Source organism: Thauera aromatica K172, from assembly GCF_003030465.1.
Classification (GTDB): domain Bacteria; phylum Pseudomonadota; class Gammaproteobacteria; order Burkholderiales; family Rhodocyclaceae; genus Thauera; species Thauera aromatica.
Map to the genome: position 1 here is coordinate 3,448,724 of NZ_CP028339.1, position 14,825 is coordinate 3,463,548.

Consider the following 14,825-nt stretch of genomic DNA (forward strand, 5'->3'; position numbering starts at 1 on the left):
CCGCAGACGCAAGGCCGACAGCACGGGGATTTTGGTTTTTCAAGGAGTGGCACCATGGCTGAATTTCTGTTTACGTCCGAATCGGTTTCCGAAGGCCATCCCGACAAGGTCGCCGACCAGGTCTCCGACGGCGTGCTCGACGCCATCCTCGCCGACGACCCGAAGGCGCGCGTGGCCTGCGAGACCCTGGTGTCGACCGGTCTCGTCGTGATCTCGGGCGAGATCACCACCACCGCCCACCCCAACTACCGCGAGATCGCCCAGGAAGTCATCCGCCGCATCGGCTACGACAATTCCGACATCGGCTTCGACTACAAGAGCTGCGCGGTGCTGGCGGCGATCAACCGCCAGTCGCCCGACATCGCCCAGGGCGTGAACGAAGGCGAAGGTCTCGATCTCGACCAGGGCGCGGGCGACCAGGGCCTGATGTTCGGCTACGCCACCGATGAAACCCCGAGCCTGATGCCGCTGCCGATCTACTACGCCCACCGCATCATGCAGCGCCAGGCCGAAGTGCGGAAGGACGGCCGCCTGCCGTGGCTGCGCCCGGACGCGAAGAGCCAGATTACGGTGAAGTACGTCGACGGCAAGCCGGTGGCGATCGACACCGTGGTGGTGTCCACCCAGCACCACCCGGACGTGTCGCACGCGCAGATTTCCGAAGCGGTGATCGAGGAAATCATCAAGCCGGTGCTGCCGAAGGAGCTGATGCAGGGCGACGTCCGCTACCTGATCAACCCCACCGGCCGTTTCGTCATCGGCGGCCCGCACGGCGACTGCGGCCTCACCGGGCGCAAGATCATCGTCGACACCTACGGCGGCGCCGCCCACCACGGCGGCGGCGCGTTCTCGGGCAAGGACCCGTCGAAGGTCGACCGCTCGGCCGCCTACGCCGGCCGCTACGTCGCCAAGAACGTCGTCGCTGCGGGCCTGGCGGCCAAGTGCGAAGTGCAGGTCGCCTACGCCATCGGCGTGGCGCGCCCGGTGTCGCTGATGGTCAACACCTTCGGTACCGGCAGGATCGCCGACGACCGCATCGCCGCCCTGATCGGCAAGCACTTCGACCTGCGCCCGAAGGCGATCATCCAGACCCTCGACCTGCTGCGCCCGATCTACTCCAAGACCGCCGCCTACGGCCACTTCGGCCGCGACGAGCCGGAGTTCACCTGGGAGCAGACCGACAAGGCCGCCGCGCTGCGCGCCGACGCCGGGCTGTAAGCGGCACCGTTTCATCGCCGCGGCGGCGGGCGGGATCGGACATCGCCTGCCGCCGCCGGCATTCAGACCTCCATCAACGACTTTTTGTACCGCCCATGCTCCAGCAAGTCCTGATGTTCGTCCTCGGTCTCGTCGTCCTCGTCGCCGGCGCGGAACTGCTGGTGCGCGGCGCCTCGCGGCTGGCGGTGTCCTTCGGCGTGTCGCCGCTGGTGGTGGGGCTGACCGTGGTCGCATTCGGCACCAGCGCACCGGAAATGGCGGTGTCGGTCGGCTCGGCGCTGGCCGGCAGCCCCGACCTGGCGATCGGCAACGTGGTCGGCAGCAACATCGCCAACATCCTGCTGATCCTGGGCATTTCGGCGCTGATCACGCCGCTGCTGGTGGACGAGCAGATCATCCGCCAGGAAATCCCGATCATGATCGGGGTCTCGGCGCTGCTCGTGGTGATGGCCCTCGACGGCCGGCTGAGCCTGCTCGAATCGGCGATTCTCTTCGGCCTCGTGCTGGCCTACACCGTGTTCCTGGTGGTGCAGTCGCGGCGCGCCTCGAAAGGGGTCCAGGACGAGTTCGAAACCGAACTCCCGACCTCGACCTGGGACCGTCACTGGAGCGTGCAGCTGGCACTGATCGCGGTCGGCCTCGCGATGCTGGTGGTGGGCGCCGACTGGCTGGTCGATGCCGCAGTCGCCTTCGCCCGCGCCTTCGGCGTCAGCGACCTGGTGATCGGCCTCACCATCGTCGCCGTCGGCACTTCGATGCCCGAAATCGCCACTTCGATCGTCGCCGCGCTGCGCGGCCAGCGCGACATCGCCGTGGGCAACGTCGTCGGCAGCAACGTCTTCAACATCCTCGCCGTGCTCGGCGCCGCCGGCATCGCCTCGGGCGCCGGCCTGCCGGTCTCGGAGGCGGCGCGCAACTTCGACCTGTGGGTGATGCTCGCAGTCGCCTTCGCCTGCCTGCCGATCATGATCACCGGGCGCGAGATCGCACGCTGGGAAGGCGGCATCTTCCTCGGCTACTACGCCGCCTACACCGCCTGGCTGGCCCTCCAGGCTCAGCAGCACGCCAGCCTGCCCGCCGTCTCCAGCGTCATGCTCGGCTACGTGATGCCGCTCACCGTGATCACCCTGGTGGTCAGCATCGTGCGCCACAACGGCAGCCGGCGCTGAGCGAGCCGCGGGCCAATCCCGCCCCAGCCGGCACCGGGCGATCGAGGCCGGCGTCGGCAAAGCGCCGCAACCGCAGCGTCCGCCATCAACGGCTGCCCTCCGCCGCGGCGCTCCTCCGCCGCTTGCGAAAAATCCCCCGCCTCCATTAAGCTAGGCCCGCATTCGATCCGGGTGCTCCGCCCTGCAGCCGCAGGACGGAGTGAAACGGGAAGTCCGGTGACGCTGAAACCCACGCGTTTCAGCCAGTCCGGCGCAGCCCCCGCTGCTGTGAGCCTGACGACTCCGCCAACACGCCACTGAGCCTTGCGCTCGGGAAGGCCGGTGGACGAGGAAGAAGGCAAGCCAGAAGACCGGCCCGATCGAGTTTCGTGATGTGTGACCCCGGGGTGAGGGTTCGATCCGACTGGTCTGCCGCCGGCCGCATGCGTCCGGCTTCCAGCCGAATCCGCTGTACATGCTGTCCGCCTGGTCGCGGCCCTGCCGCGCCACGGTTCCGTCCGCATGCCCCCCACGCCGGTGTCCGCATCCTTATCGACGCACTCGTGGGGAGTCACCATGCACATCGAACCGGGCATCCTTTCCGGCGCCAAGATCGCCGCCGCCAACCTCGCCGCCGCTTCACTCATCGCCGCCCAGGCGCCGCAGCTGCTCAGGAAACCGCAGCGCATCCTGCACACGCTACTCGCGGCGCTGTTCTTCTCCGTCTTCATGCAGAGCTTCCACCTGCCCGCGGGCGCGTCGGAGCTGCACTTCATCGGCGTGATGCCGATCTACCTGACGCTGGGCTTCATCCCCACCCTGCTCGGCTTCGGCCTCGGCCTGCTGCTGCAGGGCGTGATCTTCGAGCCCGCCGACCTGCTCCACCTGGGGGTGAACTTTCTGTCGCTCGCCGTGCCACTGCTCGCGCTGCACGCCACGCTGGGCCGCAAGCTCGCCGCCGGCGCCGCCACCAAGGTCGGCTCGGTGCTGAAGCTCGATGCCCGCTACTACGCCGGCGTCGCGCTGATGGTCGGCTTCTGGCTGGCGATGGGGGAAACCGCCACACCCTTCGCGGCGTGGATAAGCTTCGCCGCCGCCTACCTGCCGGTGGTGCTGATCGAGCCGGTGCTGACGGTGGCGGTGGTCCGGCTGCTGCAGTCGCAGGCCCACCGTCCGCTGGTCCGGCTCTGCTTCGCCGTCCCGGCGCGCGGCTGATGAGCGGCCGGCCCGGCACGGTCTGGTTCGTCGGCGCCGGCCCCGGCGACCCGGACCTGATCACGGTGAAAGGCCGCCGCCTGCTCGAGCAGGCGGGCGCGATCCTGTTCGCCGGCTCACTGGTCGATCAGGCGGCGACGCAGCACGCGCCCGCCGGCTGCGCGATCCGTGACTCGAAGGACATGACCCTCGAGGCGATGAACGCCTGGCTGATCGACGCCTGCGCCCGTCACCGCACCGTGGTGCGCCTGCAGACCGGCGACCCCGGCCTGTACGGCGCGCTCGTCGAGATGACCCGCCCGCTTGGCGCCGCCGGCATCCCCTGGCGGGTGGTGCCGGGCGTGTCCTCGGCGATGGCCGCGGCCGCGGCGGCCGGCGAGACCCTGACCCTGCCCGAGCTCACCCAGACCGTCATCCTCACCCGCGTCGCCGGCCGCACCCCGATGCCCGCGGGCGAGGAGCTGGAGGCGCTCGCCGCCCACCGCACGACGCTGTGCATCTTCTTGTCGATCACCCTGCTGCACGAGGTGCAGCGCGCGCTGCGCGCCGCCGGCTGGCCGGAGGAGGCGCCCATCGTGGTGGTGCACAAGGCGAGCTGGTCGGGCGCGGAGAAGATCGTGCGCGGCACGCTGGCCGACATCAAGCGCCGCTGCCAGGACGAGAAGATCGCCAGCCAGGCCATGATCCTCGCCAGCCCCGCACTCGGCGCCCGCCTGTGGCCCGACATCGCGCGCTCGAAGCTCTACGACCCCGGCTTCGGCCACCGCTTCCGCAAGGCGGCCGCAGCCGTAGAGGCCACCGCGCCCACCGGAAATCCCACATGAACGACACCGCCCTGCTCCTCGTCGGCCACGGCTCGCGCAAGCGCGAGGGCAACCAGGAGATCCTGCACTTCGCCGCGCAATGGCGCCAACGCCATCCCGGCTGGCGCATCGAGACCTGCTTCATCGAGCACGCCGAGGTGCTGCTCGACGAAGGCCTCGACCGCGCCGCGCACGACACCCGCCGCGTGCTCGCGATCCCCTTCATCCTCAACGCCGCCGGCCACGTCAAGATGGAACTGCCGGCCGCGCTCGAGCGCGCCCGCGCGCGCCACCCCGGCGTCGACTTCGCCTGCACCCGTCACCTCGGCATGGGGCGCGAGCTCTTCGCCGTGCTGCGCGGCCAGCTCGATCGCCTGATGCGCCGGCTCGACCGGCCCGACCCTCGCACCACCGGCGTGGTGCTGCTCGGCCGCGGCTCCTCGGACGCCGGCGCCAACGGCGAGCTGGCGAAAATGGCGCGCTGGCTGTTCGAGGACGGCGACCACGAGCTGGTCGATCTCGCCTTCACCGGCGTGACCTGGCCGCGGCTCGAAACCGTGGTCCAGCGCCAGGCCCGACTCGGTATGACGCAGATCTGCATCGTGCCGGTGTATCTGTTCACCGGCGTGCTGATGGAGCGCATCCGCGCCCAGGTCGAGCGCCTGCAGCGCCAGTACCCGCAGCTCGCCTTCGCCCTCGGCACCCACTTCGGCTTCGACGAGGGCATCTTCACCCTGGTCGACGCGCGCGTGGCCGAGGGTTGCGCGGACGCCGACGGCGGAGGCGCCGGCCACGGCCTGCTCGAGTGCGACGGCTGCCGCTACCGCCTCGCCGCCGAGGACGAGCACCTGCACGACCACAGCCACACCGCCTGCGGCCACGCCCACGCCCACGCAAGCCACGGCAGCACCGCGGGACACGGCGCGGACGCGCACGCCCACCCTCATCCCCACTCCGCCCACGCCTGAGCACGGAGGCCATCCCATGCACGCCAACACCATCACCGAACAGCTCACCGCCGCCGGCCGTGCAATCGAGCACGACTCCTTTTCCATCATCGACGCCGAGGCCGGGGCGCATGCCTACACCGCGGGGCAATGGCCGATCGTGCGCCGCATGATCCACGCCAACGCCGACTTCGAGTTCAACGGCCTCACCGAATTCCATCCGCATGCGATCGAGGCCGGGCTGGCGGCGGTCCTCGCCGGCGGCACGCCGATCGTCGCCGACGTCGAGATGATCTGCGTCGGGCTGTCGAAGGGCCGGCTCGCACACTTCGGCCTGCACCCCCACGAGTTCATCTCCGACCCCGACGTGATCGAGGCCGCGCGCACCGCCGACACCACGCGCGCGGTGCAGGCGATGAAGAAGGCGCAGCGCCTCGGCCTGCTCGACGGCGCCATCGTCGGCATCGGCAACGCCCCCACCGCGCTGATCGAACTCGTGCGCCTGATCCGCGACGACGGCGTGCGCCCGGCGCTGGTCGTCGGCATGCCGGTCGGCTTCGTGTCGGCGGCCGAGTCCAAGGCGCTGCTCGCCGCGGTGGACGCGGTGCCGTGGATCACCATCCGCGGCCGCAAGGGCGGCTCCACCCTGGTCGTCGCCGCCCTCCACGCGTTGCTCGGCCTCGCCGAAAGCCGCCAGCTGCAAACCTCGCGGGCGTAAGCCCGGACGCCACCGCGCACGGATATCCGACCGCCCGCAACCTCCTCCTGCCCTACCCGATGGACACCTCCGCAGCGCCCCCCGACAAGATCCGCAAAGGCGACCGCCGTCGCCAGCGCGGCAACCGTACCGGCCTCACCACCGGCGCCACCGCCGCCGCCGCGGCAGCCGCGGCCACGCTCGGGCTGGTGCGCGGGACAGTACCCGAGCGGGTGGCGTGCGCGCTGCCCAACGGCATGCGGGCCGAGTTCGCCATCCTCGACGGTCGGGTGGAGCGGATCGACGCCACCGACTGCGCCCATGCGGTGGCGATCAAGGATGGCGGCGACGACCCCGACGCCACCCACGGTGCGCACATCACGGTGGAGGTCCGCCGCATCCCCGGCGGGGGCGGCGAAGTCGTGCTCGAGGGCGGCCCCGGCGTCGGCGTCGTGACCAGGCCGGGGCTGGGCCTCGAGGTGGGGGGGCCGGCGATCAACCCGGTGCCGCGGCGCAACATCGTCGCCAACGTCGCCGCCGCCGGCGCGGCCATCCTGCAGGCCGGTGACGGCCTGGCGGTGAGGATCTCGGTGCCCGGCGGCGAGGAGATGGCGAAGAAGACCCTCAACGCCCGCCTCGGCATCCTCGGCGGCATCAGCATCCTCGGCACCACCGGCATCGTGCGCCCGTTCTCCACCGCAGCCTGGCGCGCCAGCGTGGTGCAGGCGATCGAGGTCGCCGCGGCACAGGGGCAGACCACGCTGGTGCTGACCACCGGCGGGCGCACCGAGAAAGGCGCGATGCGCGTCTTCCCCGAGCTCGACCCGGCCTGCTTCGTCGAGTTCGGCGACTTCGTCAAGGCGGCGTTCACCACCGCAGTCAAGCTGGGCATGCGCCATATCGTGCTCGGCGCGATGGTCGGCAAGCTGACCAAGATCGCCCAGGGCCTGTCGGTAACCCACGCCTGGCGCGGCGAGATCGACCGCGCGCTGATCGCCGGCGCCGCTGCCGAGGTCGGTGCGCCACCTGCGCTGGTGGCCGAGATCCGCGCCGCCGAGACCGCCCGCTTCGCCGCCGAACGCCTCGCCGAGCTGGGCCTCGCGCCCGCCTTCCACCGTGCGCTGGCCGAGCGCGCGCTGCGCAGCCTGCGTGAACGCTACCCCGGCCCGCACCGCCTCACCGTGCTCGCCTGCAACTTCGAGGGCGCGCCGATCGTGAGCATCGACGAGGACGCGCCGTGAGCCGACGCAGGGCCTCCTCCCCCATCGCCGGCCGCACACCGGCCGCATCGCCATGGCCCGCGCCGCACTCCGGCGGCGGCCAGACCCCGGCGGCAACGGCCGCCGTTACCCGCTTTTGCACCGCCATGCCCGCCGCAGCGGACCGATGACGACACCGAACGCACTCCCTTCCTGCACCATCGTCGGCATCCTCGACGACGGCTGGCCGGGTCTGTCCGACCTCGCTCGCGCCCGCCTCGCCGGCGCCGCCTGCGTCATCGGCGCCGGCCGCACGCTCGAGCTGGTGGCCGAGTTCCTGCCCGCGGCCGCCCGCCGCCACGCCCTCGACGGCGCCTTCGCCCGCCTGCCGGGCTGGATCGCCGAGGCGCAGGCCGCCGCCGGCCGCGCCGTCGTGCTCGCCACCGGCGACCCGCTCTGTCATGGCATCGCCGCCACCCTGATCGACAAGCTCGGCGCGCACGCGGTGGAGGTCCTGCCCGCGCCGTCGACGCTGCAACTGGCTTTCGCCCGCCTCAAGCTGCCGTGGCAGGACGCCCACATCGCTTCCTGCCATGGCGCCGACGCCGGCGAATGGCAACCCGATCCGCTGCAGCCGGCACCCGGCCCCGCCCATGGCCTGTACCGGATCGTGCGTGCAGTGGCCGAGCAGCCGCTGGTGGCCGCCTTCACCAGCCCGGCCAACGGCCCCGACCGCCTCGCCCGCGCCCTCCGCGCTGCCGGCTACGGCGAAGCCGGCAGCGGCGAGGAGGTTCGCCTGTCGGTCGTCGCCCGCCTGTGCCTCGCCGACGAAGCGGTGTTCCCCCGGCTGGCGCTTGCCGAAGCCGCGCAGCGCCGTTTCCCCGGGCCCAACGTCGTCATCGTCGAGCGCCTGCCGGCGTCCACCCACGACGCTCCGGCGTCCGCCCCGGCCGACGTCGCCGCCGCGCCGGCCGCCCACCCGCTGCCGGCGAGCGCACCGCTGTTCGGCTTCGACGACCTCGACTACGTCCAGCGCACACCGGAAAAGGGCCTGATCACCAAGCTCGAGGCGCGCGCGCTGTCGCTGGCCAAACTCGCCCTGCGCACCGACAGCGTGGTCTGGGACATCGGCGCCGGCGCCGGCTCGGTCGGCCTGGAGGCGAGCCGCCTCTCCCACCACGGTCACGTCTGGGCGATCGAGAAGAACGCCGCCGACGCCGCCAACGCACGCGCCAACGCGCGCCGGCTGCGCGCCACCAACTACAGCCTGTTCGAAGGCAAGGCCCCCGCCGGGCTGGAACACTGGCCTGACCCCGACGCCGTCTTCGTCGGCGGCTCGGGCGGCGAGCTCGCCGAGCTGATCGCCCTCGTGCTCAGCCGCCTGAGGCCGGGCGGCCGCCTGGTGATGAACTTCGTCACCCTGGAAAACCTCGCCACCGCCACCACCGCACTGGCCGCGGCCGGCGCCGCCTGGGAAGTCACCATGCTGTCGGCCGCGCGCAGCCAGCCCATCCTCGACCTGCACCGGCTCGCCGCGCAGAACCCGGTGTGGATCGTCACCGCCCGCAAGGAAGCTCCATGAACCCGCCCCCCGCCGCCCCCACCCCCGCCCGCTTCGGCCGCCTGATCGGCGTCTCCCTCGGCCCCGGTGACCCCGAGCTGATCACCCGCCGCGGCTGGGCCGCGCTGCAGTCGCACGCGCGCTGGGCCTATCCGGTGAAGAAGGCGGAGGAATCCTCCTACGCCCTCGACATCGCCCGCCGCGGCGGCCTGGCGATTCCCGCCGACGCCGTCGAGCTGGTGTTCCCGATGACGCGCGACGCCGTCGCCCTGGCCAAGGCCTGGGCGCGCGCCGCGGCGCAGACCGTGCAGCTGCTCGCCGAGGGGCGCGACCTCGCCTTCCTCGTCGAGGGCGACGCCTCCACCTACTCCACCTTCCGCCACCTCGCGCGCGCGGTGCGCGAGCTCGCGCCCGAGATCACCGTCGACACCATCGCCGGGGTCAGCTCCTTCGCCGCCGCCGCCGCGGTCGCCGACCTCGCGCTCGCCGAGGAGGACGAGACGATGGCGGTGATTCCCGCCGCCTACGGCGTGGAAGTAATCGACCGCCTGCTCGACGAGTTCGACACCCTGGTGCTGATGAAGGTGAAGCCGCTGGTGGACGAGATCCTCGAGCTGCTCGAGCGCCGCGGCCTCACCGCCACCAGCTGCTTCGTCGAGAAGGTCGGTGCCCCCGAGGAGCGCGTGGTGCACGACCTCACCCGCCTGCGCGGCGAGAAGGTCAATTATCTCTCGCTGCTGCTGGTGCAGAACCCGAAACGCGCCCGCGGCGAACTGCGCCGCGGCTGCCGCGAGCGCGCTGCGCCAGCCGCCGGATCGCTCGCCGCCGTAATCGACGCCTGAACATCCCCCCCGCCGGCAAGAACAGCATCCGATGCCCCAGCAACACCTTCCTTTCCCCAACGGCCGCCTCGCCGTCGTCGCCATCACCCGCCACGGCATCGCCCTCGGCGGGCGCGTGCTCGCCGCCCTGCCCGGCGCCACGCTGTTCGCGCCGGAGAAGTTCCGCGCCACGGCCGAGGCCGCCGCCCCCGGCGCCTGCGCCTGCTTCGCCGGCAAGGTCGGCGACCAGATCCCGGCGCTGTTCGCCGCCTTCGACGGCATCGTCGCGATCGTCTCGCTCAGCGCCGTCGTGCGCCTGATCGCGCCCCACCTGAAGAGCAAGGAAACCGACCCCGGCGTCGTCGTCGTCGACGAGGCCGGGCGCTGGGCGATCCCGCTGCTATCGGGCCACCTCGGCGGCGCCAACGCCATCGCCGCCGCGCTGCAGCAGGCGGTGGGCGCCACCCCGGTGCTGACCACCGCCTCCGACGCGCGCGCGACGCTCGCCGTCGACCTGCTCGGGCGCGAGCTCGGCTGGACCTTCGACGCCAGCCACGACGAGCTCGTGCGCGCCAGCGCCGCGGTGGTGAACGACGAGCCGGTCGCCCTCGTGCAGGAAGCCGGCAGCCGCGACTGGTGGGCGCGCCACGCCAACGGCCGCAGCGGCCCGCTGCCGGCCAACCTGCACTGCTTTGCACGCCTCGAGGACATCGACCCGGCGCGCTTCGGCGCGGTGCTGTGGATCAGCCACCGCGCGCTGCCCGCGGGCTGGGCCGCACGCCTCGCCGGCAAGCGCGTGATCTACCGCCCGCCGCAGGAGGCAGCGCGGGAGGAGAGGGCGTGGGAGGAAACAGCGTGAGAGGGGACGCTTTGAGAGAAGGCGGTCCGAGACTGGCGCTGGGCCTCGGCTGCGACCGCGGCACGCCCGAGGCGACGATCGCGCGCGCGGTGGACGAAGCGCTCGCGCAGGCCGGCGCGCGCCTCGAAGACGTCGCCGCCGTCGCCAGCATCTCGCTCAAGGCCGACGAGCCCGGCCTGCTCGCGCTCGCCCGCCGTCACCGCTGGCGCATCGCCTTCCACCCGCCCGCCGTGCTCGCCCGCGTCGTCGTGCCCAACCCGTCGGAAACGGTGCGCCGCTACACCGGCACACCCTCGGTGTCCGAGGCCGCCACGCTGCTCGCCGCCGGCACCGACCTCGCCACCGACCCCGGCGCGCTGCTGGTCGAAAAGCACAAGCTGCGCGGCGCCGACGGGCGCAACGCCACGGTGTCGATCGCCCGCCTGCCCCCGCCCATCCACCCCCACCTGCCCCCAGGACAGGCCTTCCTTTCGGAGCCCCCTTCATGCTGAGCGCCGCGATTCCCGTTTCCAGCCCGCCCACCACCACCGCCGGCAAGATCATGCTGGTGGGCCTCGGCCCCGGTAGCCAGGCGCACCTCACCGCACGCGCGCGCGCCGCGATCGCCGAAGCCGACACCGTGATCGGCTACGTCACCTACATCCGCCTCGTCGCCGAGCTGCTCGAAGGCAAGGAGATCATCCGCAAGTCGATGACCGAAGAGCTCGACCGCGCCATCGAAGCCCTCGAGCGTGCGCGCCGGGGGCGCAAGGTGGCGCTGATTTCCTCGGGCGACGCCGGCGTGTACGGCATGGCCGGGCCGACTTTCGAGGTTCTGTTCCAGGCCGGGTGGACGCCGGATGCGGAGATCGAGGTCGAGATCGTGCCCGGCGCCTCGGCGCTCAACACCTGCGCCGCACTGGTCGGCGCGCCGCTGACCCACGACTTCTGCGCAATCTCGCTATCGGACCTGCTCACCCCATGGCCGACGATCGCGCGCCGGCTCGACGCCGTCGCCTACGCCGACTTCGTCGTCGCCCTCTACAACCCCAAGAGCGGCCGCCGCGCCCAGCAGATCGTCGAGGCCCAGCGCCTGTTCCTGCGCCATCGCCGCGCCGACACCCCGGTGGCCATCGTCAAGTCGGCCTACCGGCCCAAGCAGCGCATCGAGTTCACCACCCTGGAACGCATGGCCGAGGCCGACATCGGCATGCTGAGCACGGTGCTGATCGGCAACTCCAACACCTTCGTGCGCGACGGTCTGATGGTGACGCCGCGCGGCTATGCGAACAAGTACGAGGTCGCCGCCGGCGAGCGCACCACGCTGGGGGGCGAGCAGGCCGGGCGCTCGCTGTCGACCGGCCTTGCCGGCTGGCTGGAGACGATCCGTGCGAGCGGCCGCAGCGCCGCCGAGCTCGCCGCCGAATACCGCCTGCCGGAAGATTACCTCGCCGCCGTGCTGACGCCGTCGCCGTCGAGCAGCGCATCCGGCTGAGCCGTCCGCAGCGCGCCCTCCTCGCCCGCCCCACCGGCGGCGCCGAACAGGGCCGCGACCGCGACCGGGTTCGACGGGAACCAGAAATGCACGTAGGACGCGGTGAGCGCGCCGCAGCGGTAGATCGCCTCGCCCTCGCCGCCATCGGGGCGGCGCGCGCGCAGCGCCGGCACGAGCGCGGTTTCGGTCTTCGAATAGTGGAAGGTATGGCCGCTGAGGCGGCCCTCGGGCAGTGTCACTTCCTGCAGGCCGAGCGCCGCGAGGCGTTGCTGCATCCGCGCGCACCCGGGCAGCAGGCCGGCAAAGGCGTGGGCCGCGCCGTCGCGGTCCACCACCGTTTCGAGCAGGCTCATCAGCCCCCCGCATTCGGCCAGCAGCGCCTTGCCGGCGGCAACATGGGCGCGCAGTGCCGACCACAGGGCGGTGTTGGCGGCGAGCGCGACGGCATGGAGTTCCGGGTAGCCGCCGGGCAGCCACACCGCGTCGCTGCCCGGCGGCAGGGGCTCGCCGGCGAGCGGGGAAAAGAACACCGGCTCGGCGCCGAGCGCGCGCAAGGTGTCGAGGTTGGCCGGGTAGAGGAAGCCGTAGGCCGCATCGCGCGCCACCGCCACCCGCCGCCCGGCGAGCAGGGGCGGAATCAGCTGCGCCGGCACCGCGGGAAACGCCACTGCCGGCGGCAATTCGGCCGCACCGGTGTGCTGCAGATGGTCGGCGAGGCGCTCGAGGCGGGCGTCGAGGTCTTCGATCTCGCTCGCCTGCAACAGGCCCAGATGGCGTTCGGGCAGGGCCGCGGCCGCATCGCGCATCACCGCGCCGAACCAGCGCATGCCGGCGGGCAGCGATGCGCGCAGCAGCTCGGCGTGGCGCGCGCTGCCGACGTGGTTGGCGAGCACGCCGGCGAAGGGCAGGCCGGGTTGGTAGTGGGCGAGGCCGTGGGCGATGGCGCCGAAAGTCTGCGCCATCGCCCGCGCGTCGATCACCGCCATCACCGGGAGGCCGAAGCGGCGGGCGATGTCGGCCCCCGAAGGGGCACCGTCGTACAGCCCCATCACCCCTTCGACCAGGATCAGATCGGCCTCGCCCGCCGCCCGGTGCAGGCGCCAGGCGATGTCGGCCGCGCCGCACATGCCGAGGTCGACGTTATCCACCAGCGCGCCGCTGGCTACTGCATGGATCTGCGGGTCGAGGAAGTCGGGGCCGCACTTGAACACCCGCACGCGGCGCCCGAGCCGGGTGTGCAGGCGGGCGAGCGCGGCGGTGATCGTGGTCTTGCCCTGGCCCGAAGCCGGTGCGGCGACGAACAGCGCCGGGCAGCGCGCCGCGGCCGTTTGCGGGGCAGCCGCCGCAGCCTGGCGCACCACGACGGTGCTCACTTCCGGCCCTCCCCATGCACCACCGCACAGCCGGCGTGCGGCAGCGGCGAAGCCTGAGGCTGGGCGGCGGGTTCGAACCATGACAGCTTCGGGTAGAGGCCGACCACGCGGCCGATCACGGTGAGCGAGGGCGGGCGCACCCCTTCCTGGTGGACGCGCTCGGCGAGGGTCGCCAGATCCGCCACCACCACCCGCTGCGCATGGGTGGTGCCGCGCTCGATGACCCCCGCCGGCGTGTCCGGCGGCAGGCCGTGGGCGATGAACTGGCGGCAGATCTCGGCCAGGCGCGAAATGCCCATGTAGATCACCACCGTCTGCTGCGGGCGGGCGAGCATCGCCCAGTCCAGATCGAGCGCGCCGTTTTTCAGGAAACCGGTGGTGAACACCACCGATTGCGCATGGTCGCGGTGGGTCAGCGGGATGCCGGCATAGGCCGCCACCCCGGCCGCGGCGGTGACGCCGGGGACGACCTCGACGGTGATCCCGGCCTCGACCAGCACCTCCATCTCCTCGCCGCCGCGGCCGAAGATGAAGGGGTCGCCGCCCTTGAGCCGCACCACCCGCTTGCCGGCCTGCGCCAGGCGCAGCAGCAGGCGGTTGATCTCGTCCTGCGGCAGGGTGTGGTCGGCGGCCTTCTTGCCGACGTAGATGCGCTCGGCCGCCGCCGGGGCGAGGTCGACGATCGCCGGGCTGACGAGGTTGTCATGGACGACGACATCCGCCCCCGCCACCAGGCGCGCGCCGCGCAGGGTGAACAGCTCCGGGTCGCCGGGGCCGGCGCCCACCAGGTACACATGCCCCGGCAGCGGGCCGGGACGGTAAACCGCGAGATCGGGCAGTGCCATCTTTACCACTCCATGCCGGGCATCGCCTTCACCCCGGCGGCGAAGGCATGCTTGACCGGCGTCATGTCGGTGACGGTGTCGGCGGCGTCGAGCAGCGCGGCCGGCGCGCCGCGGCCGGTGACCACCACGTGTTGCCGCAGCGGACGGGCGCGCAGGTCGGCGAGCACCGCGTCCACCTCCAGGTAATGGTGCTTGAGCGCGATGTTGAGCTCGTCGAGCACCACCAGGCCGATGCCCGGATCCTGAAGCATCTCGCGTGCCAGCGCCCACGCCGCCTGCGCGCGGGCGACGTCGCGCGCGCGGTCCTGGGTGTCCCAGGTGAAGCCATCGCCCATCACGTGCCAGCGCACGCCGGGCTGGTTGCGGAAGAAGGCCTCCTCGCCGGTGTCGGCGCGGCCCTTGATGAACTGCACCACGCCCACCTGCAGGCCGTGGCCGAGGGCGCGCGCCACCAGGCCGAAGCCGGCGCTCGACTTGCCCTTGCCGTTGCCGGTGTTGACCAGCAGCACGCCGCGCTCGGCCTGTGCGTGCGCGATCCGGTCATCGATCACCGCCTTCTTGCGCGCCATGCGCGCGTTGTGGCGGGCGTCGCGTTGCTCGTTTTCGGTCATGCTGTCCTTCCTCGATTCACCGCATCGCGCGCCCCGGCGCGCACGGTGCACATT

The 14,825-nt window shown here is 72.2% G+C and carries 15 protein-coding genes and 1 riboswitch; of the genes, 12 read left to right on the forward strand and 3 right to left on the reverse strand.

The annotated features are described in order from the left end of the window. The first annotated feature begins 54 nt into the window (after positions 1-54). The 12 genes from metK (at position 55) to cobJ (ending at position 11,942) form a co-directional block, all read left to right on the forward strand. The gene (gene metK, locus Tharo_RS16195; protein ID WP_107222091.1) at positions 55-1,218 is read left to right on the forward strand and encodes a methionine adenosyltransferase; all 1,164 of its coding nucleotides are present in this window, start codon (positions 55-57) and stop codon (positions 1,216-1,218) included. 95 nt (positions 1,219-1,313) lie between these two features. Then, positions 1,314-2,387 carry a calcium/sodium antiporter gene (locus Tharo_RS16200; RefSeq protein WP_107222092.1) on the forward strand — a complete coding sequence of 358 codons (1,074 nt, stop codon included), beginning with the start codon at positions 1,314-1,316 and terminating at the stop codon, positions 2,385-2,387. 151 nt (positions 2,388-2,538) lie between these two features. Continuing rightward, positions 2,539-2,760, forward strand: a riboswitch (cobalamin riboswitch). Positions 2,761-2,942: 182 nt separating this feature from the next. Beyond that, positions 2,943-3,581, forward strand: coding sequence for an energy-coupling factor ABC transporter permease (locus Tharo_RS16205; protein WP_107222093.1), 639 nt, complete (start codon positions 2,943-2,945; stop codon positions 3,579-3,581). Further along, positions 3,581-4,405: a precorrin-4 C(11)-methyltransferase gene (gene cobM / locus Tharo_RS16210; RefSeq protein WP_107222094.1), complete on the forward strand. Its 825-nt coding sequence runs from the start codon at positions 3,581-3,583 to the stop codon at positions 4,403-4,405. The genes Tharo_RS16205 and cobM overlap by 1 nt, the downstream gene beginning before the upstream one ends. Beyond that, complete coding sequence (locus tag Tharo_RS16215) at positions 4,402-5,352, forward strand: sirohydrochlorin chelatase (RefSeq protein WP_107222095.1); 951 nt, start codon at positions 4,402-4,404, stop codon at positions 5,350-5,352. The genes cobM and Tharo_RS16215 overlap by 4 nt, the downstream gene beginning before the upstream one ends. Before the next feature lie 16 nt (positions 5,353-5,368). Beyond that, on the forward strand, positions 5,369-6,049 hold the full coding sequence (locus Tharo_RS16220; protein WP_107222096.1) for a precorrin-8X methylmutase: 681 nt from the start codon (positions 5,369-5,371) through the stop codon (positions 6,047-6,049). Between the two features lie 59 nt (positions 6,050-6,108). Beyond that, complete coding sequence (locus tag Tharo_RS16225; protein WP_107222097.1) at positions 6,109-7,269, forward strand: cobalt-precorrin-5B (C(1))-methyltransferase; 1,161 nt, start codon at positions 6,109-6,111, stop codon at positions 7,267-7,269. Positions 7,270-7,414: 145 nt separating this feature from the next. Beyond that, complete coding sequence (cbiE, locus tag Tharo_RS16230; RefSeq protein WP_107222098.1) at positions 7,415-8,809, forward strand: precorrin-6y C5,15-methyltransferase (decarboxylating) subunit CbiE; 1,395 nt, start codon at positions 7,415-7,417, stop codon at positions 8,807-8,809. Next, positions 8,806-9,630, forward strand: coding sequence for a precorrin-2 C(20)-methyltransferase (gene cobI / locus Tharo_RS16235; RefSeq protein ID WP_107222099.1), 825 nt, complete (start codon positions 8,806-8,808; stop codon positions 9,628-9,630). Before cbiE ends, cobI begins: the two co-directional genes overlap by 4 nt. 31 nt (positions 9,631-9,661) lie before the next feature. Then, positions 9,662-10,468 carry a cobalamin biosynthesis central domain-containing protein gene (locus tag Tharo_RS16240; protein ID WP_107222100.1) on the forward strand — a complete coding sequence of 269 codons (807 nt, stop codon included), beginning with the start codon at positions 9,662-9,664 and terminating at the stop codon, positions 10,466-10,468. After that, complete coding sequence (locus Tharo_RS16245) at positions 10,465-10,959, forward strand: cobalamin biosynthesis protein (RefSeq protein WP_245880942.1); 495 nt, start codon at positions 10,465-10,467, stop codon at positions 10,957-10,959. The genes Tharo_RS16240 and Tharo_RS16245 overlap by 4 nt, the downstream gene beginning before the upstream one ends. Further along, entirely contained in the window at positions 10,953-11,942 is a 990-nt protein-coding gene (cobJ, locus tag Tharo_RS16250; RefSeq protein ID WP_107222102.1) for a precorrin-3B C(17)-methyltransferase, read from the forward strand. Before Tharo_RS16245 ends, cobJ begins: the two co-directional genes overlap by 7 nt. On the opposite strand, the gene Tharo_RS16255 is transcribed toward cobJ, so the two are convergent. From Tharo_RS16255 to cobO, 3 genes are read right to left on the reverse strand one after another with little or no spacing between them, the layout of a single operon-like run. After that, the gene (locus Tharo_RS16255) at positions 11,891-13,315 is read right to left on the reverse strand and encodes a cobyrinic acid a,c-diamide synthase CobB (RefSeq protein WP_245880943.1); all 1,425 of its coding nucleotides are present in this window, start codon (positions 13,313-13,315) and stop codon (positions 11,891-11,893) included. The two genes, cobJ and Tharo_RS16255, sit on opposite strands and share 52 nt — an antisense overlap. Next, positions 13,312-14,160, reverse strand: coding sequence for a uroporphyrinogen-III C-methyltransferase (cobA, locus tag Tharo_RS16260; protein WP_107222104.1), 849 nt, complete (start codon positions 14,158-14,160; stop codon positions 13,312-13,314). Before cobA ends, Tharo_RS16255 begins: the two co-directional genes overlap by 4 nt. A gap of 2 nt (positions 14,161-14,162) precedes the next feature. Beyond that, a complete protein-coding gene (gene cobO, locus Tharo_RS16265) occupies positions 14,163-14,771 on the reverse strand; it encodes a cob(I)yrinic acid a,c-diamide adenosyltransferase (protein ID WP_107222105.1) in 609 nt (202 codons plus the stop codon). Positions 14,772-14,825 lie beyond the last annotated feature (54 nt).

Coding starts and splice junctions, on each gene's coding strand:
- cobA (WP_107222104.1), bottom strand. CDS start 14,160: ATGGCACTGCCCGATCTCGCGGTTTACCGTCCCGGCCCGCTGCCGGGG.
- Tharo_RS16205 (WP_107222093.1), top strand. CDS start 2,943: ATGCACATCGAACCGGGCATCCTTTCCGGCGCCAAGATCGCCGCCGCC.
- Tharo_RS16240 (WP_107222100.1), top strand. CDS start 9,662: ATGCCCCAGCAACACCTTCCTTTCCCCAACGGCCGCCTCGCCGTCGTC.
- cbiE (WP_107222098.1), top strand. CDS start 7,415: ATGACGACACCGAACGCACTCCCTTCCTGCACCATCGTCGGCATCCTC.
- Tharo_RS16215 (WP_107222095.1), top strand. CDS start 4,402: ATGAACGACACCGCCCTGCTCCTCGTCGGCCACGGCTCGCGCAAGCGC.
- cobO (WP_107222105.1), bottom strand. CDS start 14,771: ATGACCGAAAACGAGCAACGCGACGCCCGCCACAACGCGCGCATGGCG.
- cobI (WP_107222099.1), top strand. CDS start 8,806: ATGAACCCGCCCCCCGCCGCCCCCACCCCCGCCCGCTTCGGCCGCCTG.
- cobJ (WP_107222102.1), top strand. CDS start 10,953: ATGCTGAGCGCCGCGATTCCCGTTTCCAGCCCGCCCACCACCACCGCC.
- Tharo_RS16225 (WP_107222097.1), top strand. CDS start 6,109: ATGGACACCTCCGCAGCGCCCCCCGACAAGATCCGCAAAGGCGACCGC.
- metK (WP_107222091.1), top strand. CDS start 55: ATGGCTGAATTTCTGTTTACGTCCGAATCGGTTTCCGAAGGCCATCCC.
- Tharo_RS16220 (WP_107222096.1), top strand. CDS start 5,369: ATGCACGCCAACACCATCACCGAACAGCTCACCGCCGCCGGCCGTGCA.
- cobM (WP_107222094.1), top strand. CDS start 3,581: ATGAGCGGCCGGCCCGGCACGGTCTGGTTCGTCGGCGCCGGCCCCGGC.
- Tharo_RS16200 (WP_107222092.1), top strand. CDS start 1,314: ATGCTCCAGCAAGTCCTGATGTTCGTCCTCGGTCTCGTCGTCCTCGTC.